Source organism: Rhizobium sp. A22-96 (assembly GCF_053521805.1).
Genome location: NZ_JBNWDQ010000003.1, coordinates 1,000,629 through 1,015,625, shown reverse-complemented (window position 1 = coordinate 1,015,625; position 14,997 = coordinate 1,000,629). Strand labels below are relative to the sequence as shown.

At 58.3% G+C, this 14,997-nt stretch carries 16 protein-coding genes; 9 read left to right on the top strand and 7 right to left on the bottom strand.

Annotated elements, in window-relative coordinates; translation table 11 throughout:
* Positions 1 to 61 precede the first annotated feature (61 nt).
* A complete protein-coding gene (locus ACQZ6F_RS17765) occupies positions 62 to 1,159 on the bottom strand; it encodes an agmatine deiminase family protein (RefSeq protein ID WP_449096335.1) in 1,098 nt (365 codons plus the stop codon).
* Between the two features lie 173 nt (positions 1,160 to 1,332).
* On the bottom strand, positions 1,333 to 2,184 hold the full coding sequence (locus ACQZ6F_RS17760) for a D-alanyl-D-alanine carboxypeptidase family protein (RefSeq protein WP_449093214.1): 852 nt from the start codon (positions 2,182 to 2,184) through the stop codon (positions 1,333 to 1,335).
* A 375-nt stretch (positions 2,185 to 2,559) separates the two neighbouring features.
* On the opposite strand from ACQZ6F_RS17760, the gene ACQZ6F_RS17755 reads away from it, so the two are divergent.
* Positions 2,560 to 3,168, top strand: coding sequence for an outer membrane protein (locus tag ACQZ6F_RS17755; RefSeq protein ID WP_449093215.1), 609 nt, complete (start codon positions 2,560 to 2,562; stop codon positions 3,166 to 3,168).
* A gap of 175 nt (positions 3,169 to 3,343) precedes the next feature.
* Here ACQZ6F_RS17755 and ACQZ6F_RS17750 read toward each other — a convergent pair whose 3' ends face one another.
* Both ACQZ6F_RS17750 and ACQZ6F_RS17745 read right to left on the bottom strand, forming a co-directional pair.
* Positions 3,344 to 3,715: a hypothetical protein gene (locus ACQZ6F_RS17750; protein WP_449093216.1), complete on the bottom strand. Its 372-nt coding sequence runs from the start codon at positions 3,713 to 3,715 to the stop codon at positions 3,344 to 3,346.
* Between the two features lie 11 nt (positions 3,716 to 3,726).
* Positions 3,727 to 3,951, bottom strand: a complete 225-nt coding sequence (locus ACQZ6F_RS17745; protein WP_077471178.1) for a DUF1127 domain-containing protein — start codon at positions 3,949 to 3,951, stop codon at positions 3,727 to 3,729.
* A gap of 99 nt (positions 3,952 to 4,050) precedes the next feature.
* Here ACQZ6F_RS17745 and ACQZ6F_RS17740 point away from each other — a divergent pair, with 99 nt between their 5' ends.
* On the top strand, positions 4,051 to 4,947 hold the full coding sequence (locus ACQZ6F_RS17740) for a LysR family transcriptional regulator (RefSeq protein ID WP_449093217.1): 897 nt from the start codon (positions 4,051 to 4,053) through the stop codon (positions 4,945 to 4,947).
* A gap of 41 nt (positions 4,948 to 4,988) precedes the next feature.
* Here ACQZ6F_RS17740 and ACQZ6F_RS17735 read toward each other — a convergent pair whose 3' ends face one another.
* Entirely contained in the window at positions 4,989 to 5,645 is a 657-nt protein-coding gene (locus tag ACQZ6F_RS17735) for a dihydrofolate reductase family protein (RefSeq protein ID WP_449093218.1), read from the bottom strand.
* 229 nt (positions 5,646 to 5,874) lie between these two features.
* On the opposite strand from ACQZ6F_RS17735, the gene ACQZ6F_RS17730 reads away from it, so the two are divergent.
* The 6 genes from ACQZ6F_RS17730 (at position 5,875) to ACQZ6F_RS17705 (ending at position 12,797) form a co-directional block, all read left to right on the top strand.
* Positions 5,875 to 7,764, top strand: coding sequence for an ABC transporter ATP-binding protein (locus ACQZ6F_RS17730; protein ID WP_449093219.1), 1,890 nt, complete (start codon positions 5,875 to 5,877; stop codon positions 7,762 to 7,764).
* Between the two features lie 2 nt (positions 7,765 to 7,766).
* On the top strand, positions 7,767 to 9,668 hold the full coding sequence (locus tag ACQZ6F_RS17725) for an ABC transporter ATP-binding protein (protein ID WP_077471121.1): 1,902 nt from the start codon (positions 7,767 to 7,769) through the stop codon (positions 9,666 to 9,668).
* Between the two features lie 194 nt (positions 9,669 to 9,862).
* On the top strand, positions 9,863 to 10,453 hold the full coding sequence (locus ACQZ6F_RS17720) for an NADPH-dependent FMN reductase (protein ID WP_449093220.1): 591 nt from the start codon (positions 9,863 to 9,865) through the stop codon (positions 10,451 to 10,453).
* 70 nt (positions 10,454 to 10,523) lie between these two features.
* Complete coding sequence (locus ACQZ6F_RS17715; protein WP_174071338.1) at positions 10,524 to 11,030, top strand: winged helix-turn-helix transcriptional regulator; 507 nt, start codon at positions 10,524 to 10,526, stop codon at positions 11,028 to 11,030.
* Between the two features lie 18 nt (positions 11,031 to 11,048).
* Positions 11,049 to 12,314: a beta-ketoacyl-ACP synthase II gene (gene fabF / locus ACQZ6F_RS17710; RefSeq protein WP_077471124.1), complete on the top strand. Its 1,266-nt coding sequence runs from the start codon at positions 11,049 to 11,051 to the stop codon at positions 12,312 to 12,314.
* 60 nt (positions 12,315 to 12,374) lie between these two features.
* On the top strand, positions 12,375 to 12,797 hold the full coding sequence (locus ACQZ6F_RS17705) for a DUF4864 domain-containing protein (RefSeq protein WP_077471125.1): 423 nt from the start codon (positions 12,375 to 12,377) through the stop codon (positions 12,795 to 12,797).
* 55 nt (positions 12,798 to 12,852) lie between these two features.
* Here the strand turns inward: ACQZ6F_RS17705 and ACQZ6F_RS17700 are convergent, their stop codons facing one another.
* Positions 12,853 to 13,758 (bottom strand): cell wall hydrolase, encoded by a 906-nt coding sequence (locus ACQZ6F_RS17700; RefSeq protein WP_449093691.1) that lies wholly within the window; start codon positions 13,756 to 13,758, stop codon positions 12,853 to 12,855.
* A gap of 258 nt (positions 13,759 to 14,016) precedes the next feature.
* Entirely contained in the window at positions 14,017 to 14,436 is a 420-nt protein-coding gene (locus tag ACQZ6F_RS17695; protein WP_077471127.1) for a VOC family protein, read from the bottom strand.
* 328 nt (positions 14,437 to 14,764) lie between these two features.
* Between ACQZ6F_RS17695 and ACQZ6F_RS17690 the strand changes: the two genes are divergently transcribed.
* Positions 14,765 to 14,965, top strand: a complete 201-nt coding sequence (locus tag ACQZ6F_RS17690) for a hypothetical protein (RefSeq protein ID WP_449093221.1) — start codon at positions 14,765 to 14,767, stop codon at positions 14,963 to 14,965.
* The last annotated feature ends 32 nt before the right edge of the window (positions 14,966 to 14,997 follow it).

The window sequence follows — 14,997 nt, the reverse complement described above, 5'->3', positions numbered from 1 at the left end:
ACCTCTGCCCCTCAAAAATCGAGATCTCACACTCCCCGCATCCTGATCTGTAGATACAGGATCAGACTTTCGGTTGCTCATGCGTCGCGCAATGAATGCCGCCGCCGACCTGGCCAACATTGTCGATATCGAGCATGACGATATCACGGCCCGGATAAAGATCGGCCAGCGTCGCCTTCGCTTTTTGATCGGCTTGCCTGTCGCCGAATTGGGCGGCGATCACGGCGCCGTTGCAAACGTAGTAGTTGACATAGGACGAGACGAAATCGTCGGCCTCGGTGCGGATATCGGAAGGTTCAGGCAGAATGACCAGATTGAGCTTGCGGCCTTCTGCGTCAGTCGCCTTGGCCAGAATGTCATGTGTCTCAAAGGCAGAGACAGACCATGGATCCTTTGGATCTGGTTCGTCGCCCATCTGGATCACGACGACGCCCGGTTTCACAAATCGAGCCAGAGCGTCGATGTGGTAATCCGTGATGTCGGCACCCTTTATGCCCGGCGCCCAGATCATCTTCCTCGCGCCCATGGTTTCCAGCAGCATCGCCTCAATCTCGGCCTTGGAGCCCTTGTTGCGGTTGGGGTTGATGAAGGTGCTTTCGTGCGCGATCAACGTGCCGTGGCCGTCAGTTTCCACCCCTCCAGCCTCGCCGACCAGGCCGGCGTCAAAAACCTGAAGGCCCAGCCGGTCGGCAACGCGCGCTGCAATCCGTCCATCATTGCCGTGAAGCTGCTTGTTGCCCCAGCCGTTGAAATTAAACTGCGTCACCGCAATGCCGCCCTTGCCGTCAACGACAAAGGATGGCCCGGAGTCCCGGCACCATAGATCGTCTGTCGGGATATCCCAGAGTTCGACCTTGGACGAGATGCGCTTTCGGATCGCCTTGTGATGTTCAGCAGAAGCCATCATCACCACGGGCTCGAAATCGACGATCGCATTGGCAATCCTGGCGATCGTGCCCTGCAGATCGAACAGGAAGTCAGGATCGTCATAGACCTTCCGATTGTTGGGCCACTGCATGAAAGTGCGTTCGTGCGGATCGGTCTCTTCTGGATACCAGAATCCGGCGCTACGCGCCGTCGTCTTTGCTTCGGCGGCTCGAGAGAACACAGAGAGTCCGCCAGCCAAAGCGGCCAATTGAAGCAGAGTGCGGCGTGGCATCGGCATCATGACACCTTGTTCAACGATGTTGATCTCGACTATCGGGGTTCCCGGCCGCCTAGACAAGCCGAGACGGGTTCGTATCGCCCTCGCCCATGCCGCGGCTTCCCACCCCAACAGCGTGGTTTCAGTTCACGGCCGAGATCGATCCAGATGCGCGTCAAACGCAGCGATCAATTGGTGGTGCTCTGTTTGGCGATACCTGAGGATCCCGTGGCGATTGCCGCTGCCGGCACATAGGTGTCGATGAGACCAGCCATCTTGTCGTCGCGAATCTGCGCGGTCTTTTCGCCCATGACGACGCCGACGACGCGGCGGCCGTTCTTGGTCGCGGAGGTGACGAGATTGTAGCCGGAGGCATCGGTGTAGCCGGTCTTGATACCGTCGGCGCCAGCATAGCGGTACATCAGATTGTTATGGCCGCGCAGCTTCATGCCGCGGAACTTGATCCCACGCATCGAAAAAAGCTTGAACTCCTCCGGAAAGTCGCGCATCAGCGCGACGCCGAGCGTCGCCATGTCGTGTGCGGTGGTTACCTGTTCCGGGTCTGGCAGGCCGGACGCATTCTTGAAGACGGTGTTGCTCATGCCGAGCTGATGCGCCTTTGCGGTCATTACCTTGCCGAAGCTGTCCTCATTGCCGCTGAGCTGCTCGCCGATCGCAACAGCCGCGTCATTGGCGGAGAGAACGACGATGCCTTCAACCGCCTCGCGTACAGTTACCTTGCGGCCGACGCCGACGGCGAGCTTGAAAGGCTCCTTGCCCTCAGCATTTTCCGACATGGTCAGCTTCTGATCCCATTTCAGGCGGCCGTCATGCAGCGCTTCGAAAGCAAGATAGAGCGTCATCATCTTGGTGAGCGAGGCCGGATAGTTCAGCTCGTTCTCATTAGACGCCTCCAGCACCTGGCCGCTATGCGCGTCCACGAGATAGCTCGCCTGCCCGGCCTCTGCCGCCGAAACGGCACCGAGAAGCGACACGGCCGAGATGGTCGCGGCAAGGAGCGAAGAAGTGATGTTGCCCATGGATTTTTGCAGTCTCTATTATTGATGTTCTTGACGGAGCAGCAAGCGGCCGAGGTGAATTCGCGGCCAGCTTTCGAGCGAGATGGATCGGGCAAATCTATGGCGGAAACAAGAACGATGCCATGAAAAATGGACTATCCGAGAATAGTCCCCAGCCCTGTTTATTGACGGGGGCAAAGCCCACCTCACCCGCCGTCCGATCGCCCTGTCGATAAAAGCCTCTTCCCGGCCTCTGCATCCTCTCTCCGCAACATAACGCAATGTGAAAAGACACTCTGCAACAAGGCCTCGACACATAGTGAACCGTCACGAGTCGGGCCTTTGCGTTTCGCAAACGCCGTCTCTTTTGCAGCACGAAGATGAGGCATCTCCCTAATGCATATCAGAATATTCGCCATGGTCGGCCTGGCCCTCTCCTCGACCATGCCCGCCATGGCCGCGGATATGGCTTTCGAGCAACCGGCTCCCCAGCCCCAACAATCGGCCTATGATTGGTCCGGCTTCTATCTCGGCGTCCAGGGTGGATATTCCTGGAACAAGGCAAAATATCTCGGAACAGAACAGAACCTCGACGGCGGCTCGTTCGGGGCGCATGCGGGCTATAATTTTCAGAGCGGAAATATCGTCTACGGCATCGAGAACGATTTCAACTACAGCTTCAACAAAGACAAGGAAGCCAATCTTCAGTGGGATGCATCGGGCCGTGCCCGTGTCGGCTATGCCTTGGATCGAACACTGTTCTTCACGACGGCGGGTCTCGCAGCAGCCGGCGGCAAGGTCGATGCTCCGGCAATTGGAAAGAAGGATGATATCCTGATTGGCTGGACGGCCGGCGGCGGCGTCGAGCACGCCTTGACCGACAATATCCTGTTGCGCGGCGAATATCGCTACTCCGATTTCGGCAAGAAGGATTTTGGTTCGCGCATCGGAGACTTCAGCGGCGATCAGCAAAAGATAGTCTTCGGCGCAAGCTACAAATTCTGACAGGAGCGACGGGCCTGGAATTCAACCAGGCCGACTGCCCTGCTTTCAAGAACAAGGCCAGGAACAAGTACGCATGATCAAGCGAAAGCGCTTCATCGAGGTGTTGATCCCACATATCGGCCATCAATAGACAAAGGATATGCCAATGAAGCCTGTCGTCATCGCTTTGGGTCTATCAATCATCATTTCGGCCGGCCTTGTCATTCCGGCAACTGCACAGGTCGTCCTTCACCAGAACCAATCGCCGGGCGATGATGGCGCTCAGGATGAAGTGGAGTCCGACTTTCTTCACGCCTGGAATCGCCATCACGACGCGCCCAACATGTCGGGAGAACGCCGCAACAATTTCGGTCCGGATGATGTGATACGTCTTCTTGAGCGCCGCGGCTATCGAGTGCGAGACGTTAGAGATGTCGGTGTTCGCTATCTTGTTCAGGCGACGCGGGGCGACGATAATCTGCTCGTTAGCGTATCCCGGAGTGGAGATATCGTCGGTGTCGTACATGATGACGGCAGCTATTGACGCTGACGAGTGGGGCTCGGGCATCGTTCTGCATCCTAGTCCCAAAACCATGACTTGCTGACCTCTGCCCGCGCCTCGGCTGCTGTCACGCCAATATCGCGAAGCTGATCGTCGGTCAGCTCGCGCAGGTCCCATCTTGTTCCGCGCTTTTCGAGATAGGCAAGAAATCTGACCAATGCCGTCAGCAGAAATCCGGGCTTGTGCCGATCCTTGCCCTCACCCGTTGCCGCCAGTAGCGGCCTGTCGACATCGATCGTCATCTTCATGCTCCTTAAGCTCACATCAACGTGGCTTCAGGATGCACTGGTGAACGCAATGAAAGAAGCTTATGGTAATTATACAATCCATAAGGAATTCTTTTGTTGCTTAATCTGGATCAGCTTGGCGCCTTCCTCAATGTCGTCGATTTCGGCAGCTTCACGGCCGCTGCCGACAAGGCCGGACTCACGCAACCGGCCGTCAGCCTGCAGGTGAAGCTTCTGGAGCAACGTCTCGGTGTGAGACTGATCGAACGCGTGGGACGGCGGGCACAGCCGTCGCCGGCGGGACTTGAGCTCATTCCCCAAGCGCGTCGCATCATCGAAGCCTGTTCCCTGGCGGAAGAGGCGATGATGCCTTTTCGCGAGGGCTCGAGTGGCCGTGTGCGGATCGGCAGTGGTGGCACCGCGTCAATCCATCTGCTGCCACGCGCCATCGCCATGGCAAAGAAGCGCATGCCCGATCTCGAAATCATCGTCCGCGTTGGCAATATCGACGAGATTCTCCGTGATCTCGAAGCCAATGCCCTGGATCTGGCTGTGGTAGCCCTGCCCGCCTCCGGCCGTTCCCTCGAGGTCGAGCCATTTCATGAGGACGAGCTTCTGGCCGTGGCGCCAAAGGGAAGCGTGATGCCGGATGGCGGACCGGATGTGGAATTCATGAAGGAGAAGACACTCCTGCTTTATGAAGGCGGAAACACGCGTCGCGCCACCAACGAATGGTTCGAGGCTTCCGGAGTTCGCCCAGAGCCGGCCATGGAGTTCGGAAGCGTCGAGGCCATCAAGGAGCTGGTCGCTGCGGGTCTTGGGTGGTCTGTCCTTCCTGACATGGCGCTGCGGCGTGAGGAGTCGGACCGGCTCGTCACTTCGCCGCTCAAGCCGCGGCTCGTCCGGCAGCTCGGCATCGTGCTACGCCGTGACAAGCACCTCACAAAAGGACTTCGCGAGATCCTGAAATCCCTGCGTGAACTTCAAGATGACCGGGAGCATGAAGCCTAGTCTCTATCGGAGACAGCTCTTCAAGCTCCCCCCGCCATCAATCATTGTAGCTGGTTGCGACGCTCGATTTCCTCGTCCGACGGATCGGGCAAAGCGAAGGAGCCCGTCTTGACCGGACCATCAGGCTGATAGGTCGCAAAGATGACACCCGTCGGAGACGACTGCGTGCGCAGCAGCTTCATCGCGGCCGGGACGGCGCCATCGGCAAACAGCTTCTTGCCGCCGCCAAGCACGAGCGGAAAGATCATCAGGCTGAATTCGTCGATCAACCCGTGGCGCAGCAGGGTCTGAATGAGATCACCACTGCCCTGGATGAGGAGATCCGGTCCCTCACCTGCTTTCAACGCCTTGATCGCCGCCACGACATCGCTGCCGAGCGACCGGCTGTTGTTCCACGTCAGCGCACCGCTTCTGCGCGTGGCGACATATTTGGTGACCGAGTTGAACTGCCTGGCGATAGGATCGTCGTCGCCGATATGCGGCCAATGGGCCGCGAAAATATCATAGGTCTTGCGTCCGAGCAGAAGATCGAACGGCTTTTCGAAGATTTCGAAAAGGATCTTGCCTGTCGCTTCATCGGCATGGGGAAATACCCAGCCGCCATGCTGGAAACCACCGGTCGGATCCTCTTGCGGGCCGCCGGGTGCCTGCATGACGCCGTCGAGGCTGATGAATGTTGCTGCTATGACCTTGCGCATAATGTCCTCCTTGTTTCAGGCTTAGTGCTCCAAGGACGTCCCGCCGATTTCGATGCCGACATCTCATCGATAATTTTTCGAACACGCAATCTAACGTTCGCGTGGGACTTGTGACCAATTGACTCTTGAACCTCGCCACGGAATCGGCAAAATTCATCCTATCAATACTTCCCCTGAGATACGAACCCGACTCCGGGCCCGCCTCATTTGAAAACACCTGGATAAAAGCGTGAGCAGCGATTCATCAAGAAGCGCCGCGAAGTCCTTGGCTTCGCGTGCGCATGTCAATGCGACCGGTTGGGGACAAGGTCTCTCTACCATCGTGCGGATCACCCATATGACGCTGCGCCATCCCTGGCAGACAAGCTTCGCCATTGGGGCAACTTTTGTAGCTGCAACGTTGCAGTTGATGATTCCGCGCCTGCTTGGCCGTGCGGTCGACCAAACGCAGACGGCGGTTGCAGGCGGAGCGGCCGGGCATATTGCCGAGAATGCGCTGCTGACGACCGCCCTGCTGCTGCTCGTCATCAGCATTCTGCGCGGCCTTTTCACGATGGTGCAGAACTATTACAGCGAGTCCGTCGGCCACCATATGGGCTACGAACTCAGGCTCGCCTGTTATGAGAAGATCCAGCAGCTCTCCTTCAGCTTCCACGACAAGGTGCATTCCGGTGACCTCATCACCGTCGGGCTGCTCGATCTGGAAGGGGTGCGCATGTACTTCTCCACCGCACTGGTGCGCATGCTGCTGCTCAGCGTGCTCATCGGTGTCGGCGCCTACCTCTTGCTGTCGACCGATGTTGTCCTCGGATTTCTCGCGTTGAGTTTCGTGCCTTTCGTGGCCTGGCGCTCCTCCGTCACGCAATTGAGGTTGCGTGCGACCTGGCTCGACCTGCAGGAACGCCTTTCCGTGTTGACGCGCGTGATGGAAGAAAATCTCGGCGGCATTCGTGTCGTCCGCGCTTTCGCGGCGCAGCTGCACGAAATTGCGAAATTCGACCGCGCCTCACACAGTGCGCTCACCCTCGCCCACAAGCGTGTCGGCATCCGCGTCATCAATACCAGCGCGATGAACCTTTCCTTCTTCATCGCCATGGGCCTGGTGCTCTGGGTGGGTGGCCTCAAGGTGATCGCCGGTGAAATCAGCGTCGGCACCCTCGCCTCATTCCTCACTTTCATGACTATCCTGCAGATGCCGGTGCGCCAGCTCGGGCTGATGGTCAATGCCTTCGCCCGTGCTTCAACCTGCGGCTCGCGCCTATTTGCGCTGCTCGATCTCGATATCCCGATCAAGGATGCTCCGGACGCAAAGCCATTGGCGGTAACCGAGGGCGTGTTGCGCTTCGAAAATGTCGGCTTCAGCTATCCCGGTCCGGACAAGCGCCCGGTGCTGAAGGATATCTGTTTCGAGGCGAAACGCGGCGAGACGATCGGCATTGTCGGACCACCTGGCAGCGGCAAATCCACCATCGCCCATCTCATTCCGCGCTTTTATGACGTCACCTCCGGCCGTATCACCATCGACGACCAGGATATCGGTAAGGCGACGTTGCAATCCCTTAGGCAGAATGTTGCCGTCGTGCAGCAGGATTCCTTCCTGTTCACGACGAGCATCGAGAACAACATCGCCTATGGCGACCCCTGGGCGAAAGAAGGCCGGATCGAGCGTGCCGCCGAGTCGGCGCAGCTGCACAACTACATTCTTGGCCTGCCGGCAGGCTACACCACCGTCGTCGGCGAGCGCGGCGTGTCGTTGTCCGGCGGCCAGCGCCAGCGTCTGACCATTGCACGGACTCTGATGCTGAAACCGGCAGTGATGGTTTTCGACGATTCCACCGCCGCCATCGACGCCGCAACCGAACAGCGTATCCGCAGCGCCATGAAGCGCTTTGCCCGCGACCGGGTGACGCTGATCGTCGCTCACCGACTGAGTTCACTGATGCATGCCGACCAGATCCTGTTCATCGAGGATGGCAAGATCGTCGAGCGCGGAACCCATGAGCAGCTTTTGGCCGCGGGTGGCCGGTACAAGGCGCTTTACGATCTGCAGGTTCGCCCTGAGGACGATGTCGTCAAGACATCCGGCGGCAAGCTCGAAAGAGCGAAAAGGGAGGTCTGACAATGTCGGAAACTATCGAAACCGAGCGCAACGACGTGCGCGAAGATGGACGTCGCCCTCCCCGTGCCGTGGTCGGTTCGCATCGTGTCGAGGAAGAAATTTTCGGCAAGGTCTTCGATACAAAGATCATCGGTCGTATCTGGTCCTTCGTTAGCCCCTATCGCCGCCAGATCTATATTTCGGTGGTCGCCGTGTTGCTGTTCACGGCGTCGCAGATCGTCATACCGTTGGTCATTCGCCACGCGATCGACAATGCGATGGCGCCGGGAGCGATCGATTACTCGGCGCTCTGGTTGTCGCTGGGGATTTTCGCAGTCGCGATTCTCGTCAACTACGGCGCAAGCTATGTCCAGGAGACCTATGTCGGCGAGGTCGCGGAAGAGGTGCTGTTCGACATACGCCGCGCGATGTTCGCCCATCTGCAACGCGTCTCGCTCTCGTTCATGGACAAGACGGAAGTTGGACGCTTGATGTCGCGCCTTCAAGGCGACGTTAACTCCATGCAGGAATTCCTTGAAACTTCAGTACTTTCCGTCGGCGACATTGCTCTGCTCTTCGGCATCGTCATCGTCATGCTGTCGCTTGATTTCCGGCTGGGCCTGCTGACGCTGTCCGTCATGCCGATCCTCTTCATCGTTCGGCTGTTCTGGCTGCCGAAGGCGCGCGTCGCCTTCATGAACGCGCATGAGACGAATTCGATTACCAACGGCGCGTTGGCCGAAGCGATCCATGGCGTGCGTGCCGTGCAGGGCATGCACCGGCAAGGGGTCAATTTCTCGCTTTTCGACGACAAGGCGCATACCAATCTCGAAGCGCATCTGACCGCAGCGCGCTATGCCCAGATCATGGTGCCGATCGTCGATACGCTGACCGGAATGGCCATGGCGATCGTGATCATCGTCGGCGGTTCGATGGTTCTGAACCACAAGCTCGATGTCGGCATCATGGTCGCCTTCCTGTTCTACATTCAGCGCTTCTTCGACCCGATCCGCTCGCTCACCATGCAATATTCCGTCATGCAGCGCGCCATGGCTTCGGGCCAGCGCTTGACCGAAGTGCTCGATGTGCCGATAGACATCAAGGATGCGCCCGACGCCAAGGAGCTTTCGCCCGATATGGACGGCTCGGTAGAGTTCCGCGACGTCGTCTTCGGCTACAATCCCAACCATCCGGTGCTGAAGAATGTCAGTTTCAAGGTCAATCCGGGTGAGACCGTGGCGCTGATCGGCCCCACGGGCTCGGGCAAGTCCAGCTCCATGGCGCTCATCCATCGGTTCTACGATGTGCAGCAGGGCGAGGTGCTGGTCGGCGGTCACGATGTTCGCTCCCTCACCCAGGATTCGCTTGGCCGCCAGGTCGCCATGGTGCTGCAGGAACCCTACCTCTTCACCGGTACGGTGTTGGAGAACATTCGCTACAACAAGGCGGAAGCGACGCGCGAGGAGGCCATCGAGGCTGCAAAGGCAGTCGGTGCGCATGAGTTCATAGAGCGGTTGCCTGATGGGTACGAGACCATTCTCGGCGAACGCGGCGGCGGTCTTTCGCTTGGCCAGCGCCAGCTTGTCAGTTTTGCGCGTGCCCTCGTAGCGGACGCCAAGATCCTGGTGCTGGACGAGGCTACGGCGAATATCGACAGCTATACCGAAATGCTGATCCAGAAGGCGCTGGTCAAGCTGCTCGAAGGCCGCACGGGTCTCGTGATCGCCCATCGCCTTGCCACAATCCGCGAGGCCGACCGCATCATCGTCCTGCAGAACGGACAGCTGATCGAGAGTGGCAATCACAACCAGCTCATGGCCAACGGCAAACTCTATTCGAAGCTCTACAACCTCAACTACGCTTCCTTCGACGATATTCCGGAGGATGAAGTGACGACTTCCGTGCCGGCGGAATCGCAGACCTAGTCGTCCGCCTCGCCCAAGTGGAAGGGTTACATTCAGCCCCTGAGGTGCCCCATTTTGTTGGAGCGCCTGTCAGAGCTCCGGAATTAGATCTATATCCTTTCCATGCGACGTAGCGCGTTGGCTGCCGGCTATGCGTGTGGCGATGGCTTGCGTCCACTTTATTTCTGCGTTGGCTATGGAGGACATATTCAACAATGACCAACAATATCCTGGTTCTCTACGGCTCTTATCGGTCGGATCGCGTTGGCATCCGTCTGGCAAATTACATCGTCAACAGCCTTCGCGAACGCGGAGACGACGCGGAACTGATCGACGCCAAAGATGTTGGCCTGCCAATGCTCGATCGGATGTACAAGGAATATCCGAAAGGCTCTGCTCCGCCGGAAATGGAGAGGCTTGCCGAGAAAATCCGGAATGCCGATGCCTTTATTTTCGTGACCGGCGAATACAATTGGGGCGTGCAGCCAGGTCTGAAAAACCTGACCGATCATTACCTTGAGGAGTGGTTCTGGCGGCCAGCCGCCATTGCCAGTTACTCAGGCGGCCGCCTTTCCGGCGCGCATGCGGCCGGCCCCTGGCACGGCACCCTTTCGGAGATGGGAATGGTCGTGATCTCAAGCACCCTCGCCGTCGCCAATATCTCGGCAGCATTGGACGCAGACAACAAACCTCTCGGAAGCGGCGGCGATGCCCTTGCGAGAGCTTTTCCCCGCTTCGCCGACGACCTCTCCTGGTGGACCGAGGCGGTAAAACGACAGCGCGCTCTGAAGGCGCCTCCGTACTGACGTCTCAGCTTGCCTTTTGCCGGCTATAGTAACTTGCATAATGATAGTTACTCGTGTTATTCGCCGTCGCATGCAAAGAACCAGCTTCAGTACATTCAAATGCCCCGCTGCTCGCGCGCTTGAAAGCGTCGGTGACTGGTGGAGCATCCTGATCCTGCGCGACGCGTTTCAGGGTTTGAGCCGGTTCGATGAATTTCAGAAAAATCTCGGCGTCGCGCCGAACATCCTCACACGACGGCTCAAGCACTTGACCGATGAAGGCCTGTTCGAGCGGCGCCTCTATAATGAGCGGCCGCCACGCTACGAATATGTGCTGACTGCCAGGGGGCGGGATTTCTTTCCTGTTCTGATGGCGCTCTTCACCTGGGGCAATCAGCATCTGCCGCCAGAGGAAGTCTCGATGCGGCTCGCCGATGCAAATACCGGAGAAGACCGCGATCCGCTGCTGATCGATAGGGTAACCGGCCGCACCTTCCACCCCGAAGACACCATATTGGTGCCGGGGCCTGCAGCCGACGATGAGGTTCATGAGCGCATCGCTCAGATGAAAGCATGGTTCTTGGGCTTCGACGCCTGAGCGAAATAGGAGCAAGACATGGATCGTATCGTCGTAACCGGCATGGGCCTGGTTTCACCTCTTGGTGTCGGCGTCAACGCGAGCTGGCAGCGGTTGATCGCCGGGCGCTCCGGCCTCAGGCTGTTGCCCGAGGACATGGTTGGCGATCTCGCGGCCAAGGTGGGTGGTGTCGTTCCGAGCCTTGAAGAGGACGCGGAAGCCGGCTTCGATGTCGACCGCTATGTGCCGATCAAGGACCAGAAGAAGATGGATCGTTTCATCCTCTTCGCCATGGCCGCTGCCGAGGAGGCGATCCTCCAATCTGGCTGGCAGCCGACTGCGCTGGGCGATCTGGAACGCACCGCCACGATCATAGCCTCTGGGGTCGGCGGCTTTCCGGCCATCGCTGATGCTGTGCGCACGGCCGAAACGCGCGGTGTGCGGCGGCTGTCGCCCTTCACCATCCCATCCTTCCTCGTCAATCTTGCCGCCGGCCAGATCAGCATCCGTTATGGCTACAAGGGACCGCTCGGTGCGCCAGTCACGGCTTGCGCCGCCAGCGTCCAGGCAATCGGCGATGCGGCACGCCTGATCCGCTCCGGCGAAGCCGATGTTGCGATCTGCGGTGGTGCCGAAGCCTGCATCGACAAGGTCAGCCTCGGAGGCTTTGCAGCAGCCCGCGCCCTTTCCACCGGCTTCAGCAACCGGCCGGAGGAAGCCTCGCGCCCCTTCGACAGCGCCCGCGACGGTTTCGTCATGGGTGAAGGCGCCGGGATGCTTGTCATCGAGACGCTGGAGCATGCGCTTGCCCGCGGCGCCACGCCACTTGCCGAACTTGTCGGCTATGGCACGGCCGCCGACGCCTATCACATGACGGCCGGTCCGGAGGATGGCGATGGCGCACGGCGGGCCATGCTCGCGGCTCTGTCGCAAGCAAAGATCTCGCCTGCGGAGGTCAAGCATCTCAATGCGCACGCGACCTCGACGCCTGTCGGCGACCATGGTGAGATGGAAGCCATCAAGACGGTGTTCGGCCGCGATGGCGCGATTGCCGTCAGCGGCACGAAGGCGGCGACGGGCCATCTTCTCGGTGCGGCCGGCGGCATGGAGGCGATCTTCACCATCATGGCGTTGCGCGACCAGATCGCCCCTCCGACCCGCAATCTGCAGGAACCGGATGCTGCGGCCGAAGGCATCGATATTGTTGGTGCCACCGCCCGGCCGATGGCCATGGATTATGCGATCTCCAACGGCTTCGGGTTCGGCGGCGTCAATGCCAGCGCCCTTTTCCGCCGCTGGCAGTAACCGCTTTCGCCGGAACGGGAAGCGCGCTATTCTGATCGAATAGATAGCTGGAGATCGCCTATGCGTGCATTTCCCGTAGCCGCCGCCATACTCTGCCTGATCCTTGCTTCGACAGCACGCGCGGAAGATCCTGTGCAAACGGCCCAAAGCCTTATCCAGGATCAAATTGGCGCCTTCCTTCACAACGATGCGACTGCCGCCTATTCTTTCGCGGCGCCCGGTATCAAGGCGATGTTTCCAGACAAGGATACCTTCTTTGCCATGGTGAAGAAGGCCTACCAACCGGTCTATCACCCGGGCAACTACGCTTTTGGGAAAAGCCGCGCCATCGACAATGGCGCCGTCGTCTATCAGGAGGTGCTGATCACCGGCACCGACGGCAAGGACTGGACGGCTATCTATCAGATAACCCGCCAGCCGGACGGTAGCTACAAGATCAATGGCGTGCAGATTCTTAAAAATACCACCAGTGAAGGCATCTGAGTGCCTGGAGACGGCGCGTCTGCTGCGCGCCGTCGAAATGAGGTGGCAAGCCCTATCAGCCTCGAATTCTAGGTGATTTGGCGGACAGGCTGGTGCCCTCGAGTTCGGGGCGAGGCTGCGGAATGACGATCGTTGAAATCGGAGCCGGCGCCGCGGCTGCATTTTCATCCGAGAGAGGTGTGGAAATAAACGTCGGAGCCGGTGTGGGAATGGGAACAGCCGCGGGAATATAAGTTGCCGTCGGAATTGGAGTTGTCGTTGCAGGCATTACGACAGTCGGATTGGAGACCGGCGTAAAGGCGGCAACAGCAGACTCTTGCGGCACCGCAGGCTGCGTTTCCGGTAGCGTGAACGGCGACTGCGTTGCCGACATGCCTTGCCCAGGCACGTAGTTCATCGCGACCTCGTAAGCCGGAAGCGGCGCAGGCGTCTGCAATTCGCCATCACGGCCACGCTTTTCGTAGAAAGCATTTCCGCCAGCATAGGCGACATAGTGCATATTGTCGTATGGGAATCTGAGGCCTTCGGTATGAAAGAACATAGCGTCTTTCACCTGGGGATGCCGTTCGCCGCGCAGGATCGCCGAAGCAGCGTTATCAAGATCCGGCTTCGCCTGATCCTTGACTTCCTTGGACATTACGCCTGGAGCGAACTGCTTTTCCTGAGATACGACGCCACAGATTGTCGGCGGATAAGCGCCGGAGGTCAATCTGTTCATCACGACCGTGCCGACAGCCATATAGCCGCTTGGATCGGAACGCTCTGACTCGAAATACATCGCGCGCTCAAGACACTCTTTGTCCTTCGCGGTGTAATTATACGTCACTTTCGCGCCGCGAATAGGCTTCGTGGCAGTGCGTGGAGCGGGGGATGTCTTCTGCGTCGTCGTACAGCCAGTTGCTGCCAGACCAACGATCAATAGCCCTGAAAGACATGCCCCAAACTTGCGTTGCGCCCTCAACGGCAGGTGCCTCCTAGTTTCAATAGAACAGCCCTTATCGATCAAGAGAAAGCGTTGTAGCCGGATTTATTTAAAATTCCAAGCGTCGCGCAATCAATTTAGCCAGTGAAGCTTATCAATGGCGGATGGACCGTTTATTCCGATTCGTTGCTTTTCCCAATGCTTTCTTGTCACAAAGCCATATCGCGAGCGCAGTCGAAGCACCGAATGCATCTCGGCATCCGCGCTTCGACTGGCTCGAAATAACGTTGATTAAGGTTAGCAATCAATTGATAATAAATGATTTACTACGCGGGTGAGCTCCATCCGCCAGCCTACCTCGATGAGGATCCGCCCCGGGGCAAAACAATAAAACAGCCACCCTCCGCGTATCGCGGCAGGCGGCTGCCCGATCTCGCAACCGGACGATTTTGCTCGTTCGTAGAGCACATCCACCGCCTCGCGAGAGGGCTGCATGAAGCCGATATGGTAGGTGTTGTGGCCAACGGATATGCTATCGGCCCCACCGAATTTCTCGATCGGCCGGCTGATGACGAGCTCGAGACCGGCATCGTCGCGTAGAATCGCAAGGCCATTCGCCCCGCGCGTTTCGACCTCGGTCAGACCAAAAACGGAGACAAGAAAATCCCGGGTCGCGGCGACATCGGGAACGTGAAGATCTAGATGGTTCAATCTCATGACAGCTCCAAGAGGCATTCCCGCGGAGACATGTCGGTCGAAACGGCCCACGCCAACGCGGGACACTTAACCACAATGGCCAAGTTCCGCGTCGTGGGTTCTCACGCCAGAGGCGAGGAGCAGATCTTCCGCATGGAAGGGGTCGGGCTTACCGATCCGACCCTGCCTTTTTCGACGAGCTTCGATTAGCGCGAAATTGCGATAGGAGCAAGATCCATCGCCCTTTCGACAAAACATGAAACGGTCGAAATTCAATCAGAGATTGATACTACAGATAATGAACCAGCTGGCGTCTTAGATATGACTGATGACAGAGATTGGAAGAAACATGGCAATCGGCACCAAGTTGGCAAGATTTCTTCGTATCGCTGTCTACACTCTGATGCTCGGAGGCTTCTTGTATTTAGTGCTTTTGGCCATAGCCTTTAACAAGATCAACGACTGGATCGATCGTTGCGCCGATCAAACTTCGGGTCACTACATCTGGCATGGTGCCGCACGAAAAATCATATGCGACAAAGGGCCATAATACCTTTGTTCAAAGCGAGGTGCCGAAAGACG

Coding starts and splice junctions, on each gene's coding strand:
- ACQZ6F_RS17765 (WP_449096335.1), bottom strand. CDS start 1,159: ATGCCACGCCGCACTCTGCTTCAATTGGCCGCTTTGGCTGGCGGACTC.
- ACQZ6F_RS17760 (WP_449093214.1), bottom strand. CDS start 2,184: ATGGGCAACATCACTTCTTCGCTCCTTGCCGCGACCATCTCGGCCGTG.
- ACQZ6F_RS17755 (WP_449093215.1), top strand. CDS start 2,560: ATGCATATCAGAATATTCGCCATGGTCGGCCTGGCCCTCTCCTCGACC.
- ACQZ6F_RS17750 (WP_449093216.1), bottom strand. CDS start 3,715: ATGCCCGAGCCCCACTCGTCAGCGTCAATAGCTGCCGTCATCATGTAC.
- ACQZ6F_RS17745 (WP_077471178.1), bottom strand. CDS start 3,951: ATGACGATCGATGTCGACAGGCCGCTACTGGCGGCAACGGGTGAGGGC.
- ACQZ6F_RS17735 (WP_449093218.1), bottom strand. CDS start 5,645: ATGCGCAAGGTCATAGCAGCAACATTCATCAGCCTCGACGGCGTCATG.
- ACQZ6F_RS17725 (WP_077471121.1), top strand. CDS start 7,767: ATGTCGGAAACTATCGAAACCGAGCGCAACGACGTGCGCGAAGATGGA.
- ACQZ6F_RS17720 (WP_449093220.1), top strand. CDS start 9,863: ATGACCAACAATATCCTGGTTCTCTACGGCTCTTATCGGTCGGATCGC.
- ACQZ6F_RS17715 (WP_174071338.1), top strand. CDS start 10,524: ATGCAAAGAACCAGCTTCAGTACATTCAAATGCCCCGCTGCTCGCGCG.
- fabF (WP_077471124.1), top strand. CDS start 11,049: ATGGATCGTATCGTCGTAACCGGCATGGGCCTGGTTTCACCTCTTGGT.
- ACQZ6F_RS17705 (WP_077471125.1), top strand. CDS start 12,375: ATGCGTGCATTTCCCGTAGCCGCCGCCATACTCTGCCTGATCCTTGCT.
- ACQZ6F_RS17695 (WP_077471127.1), bottom strand. CDS start 14,436: ATGAGATTGAACCATCTAGATCTTCACGTTCCCGATGTCGCCGCGACC.
- ACQZ6F_RS17690 (WP_449093221.1), top strand. CDS start 14,765: ATGGCAATCGGCACCAAGTTGGCAAGATTTCTTCGTATCGCTGTCTAC.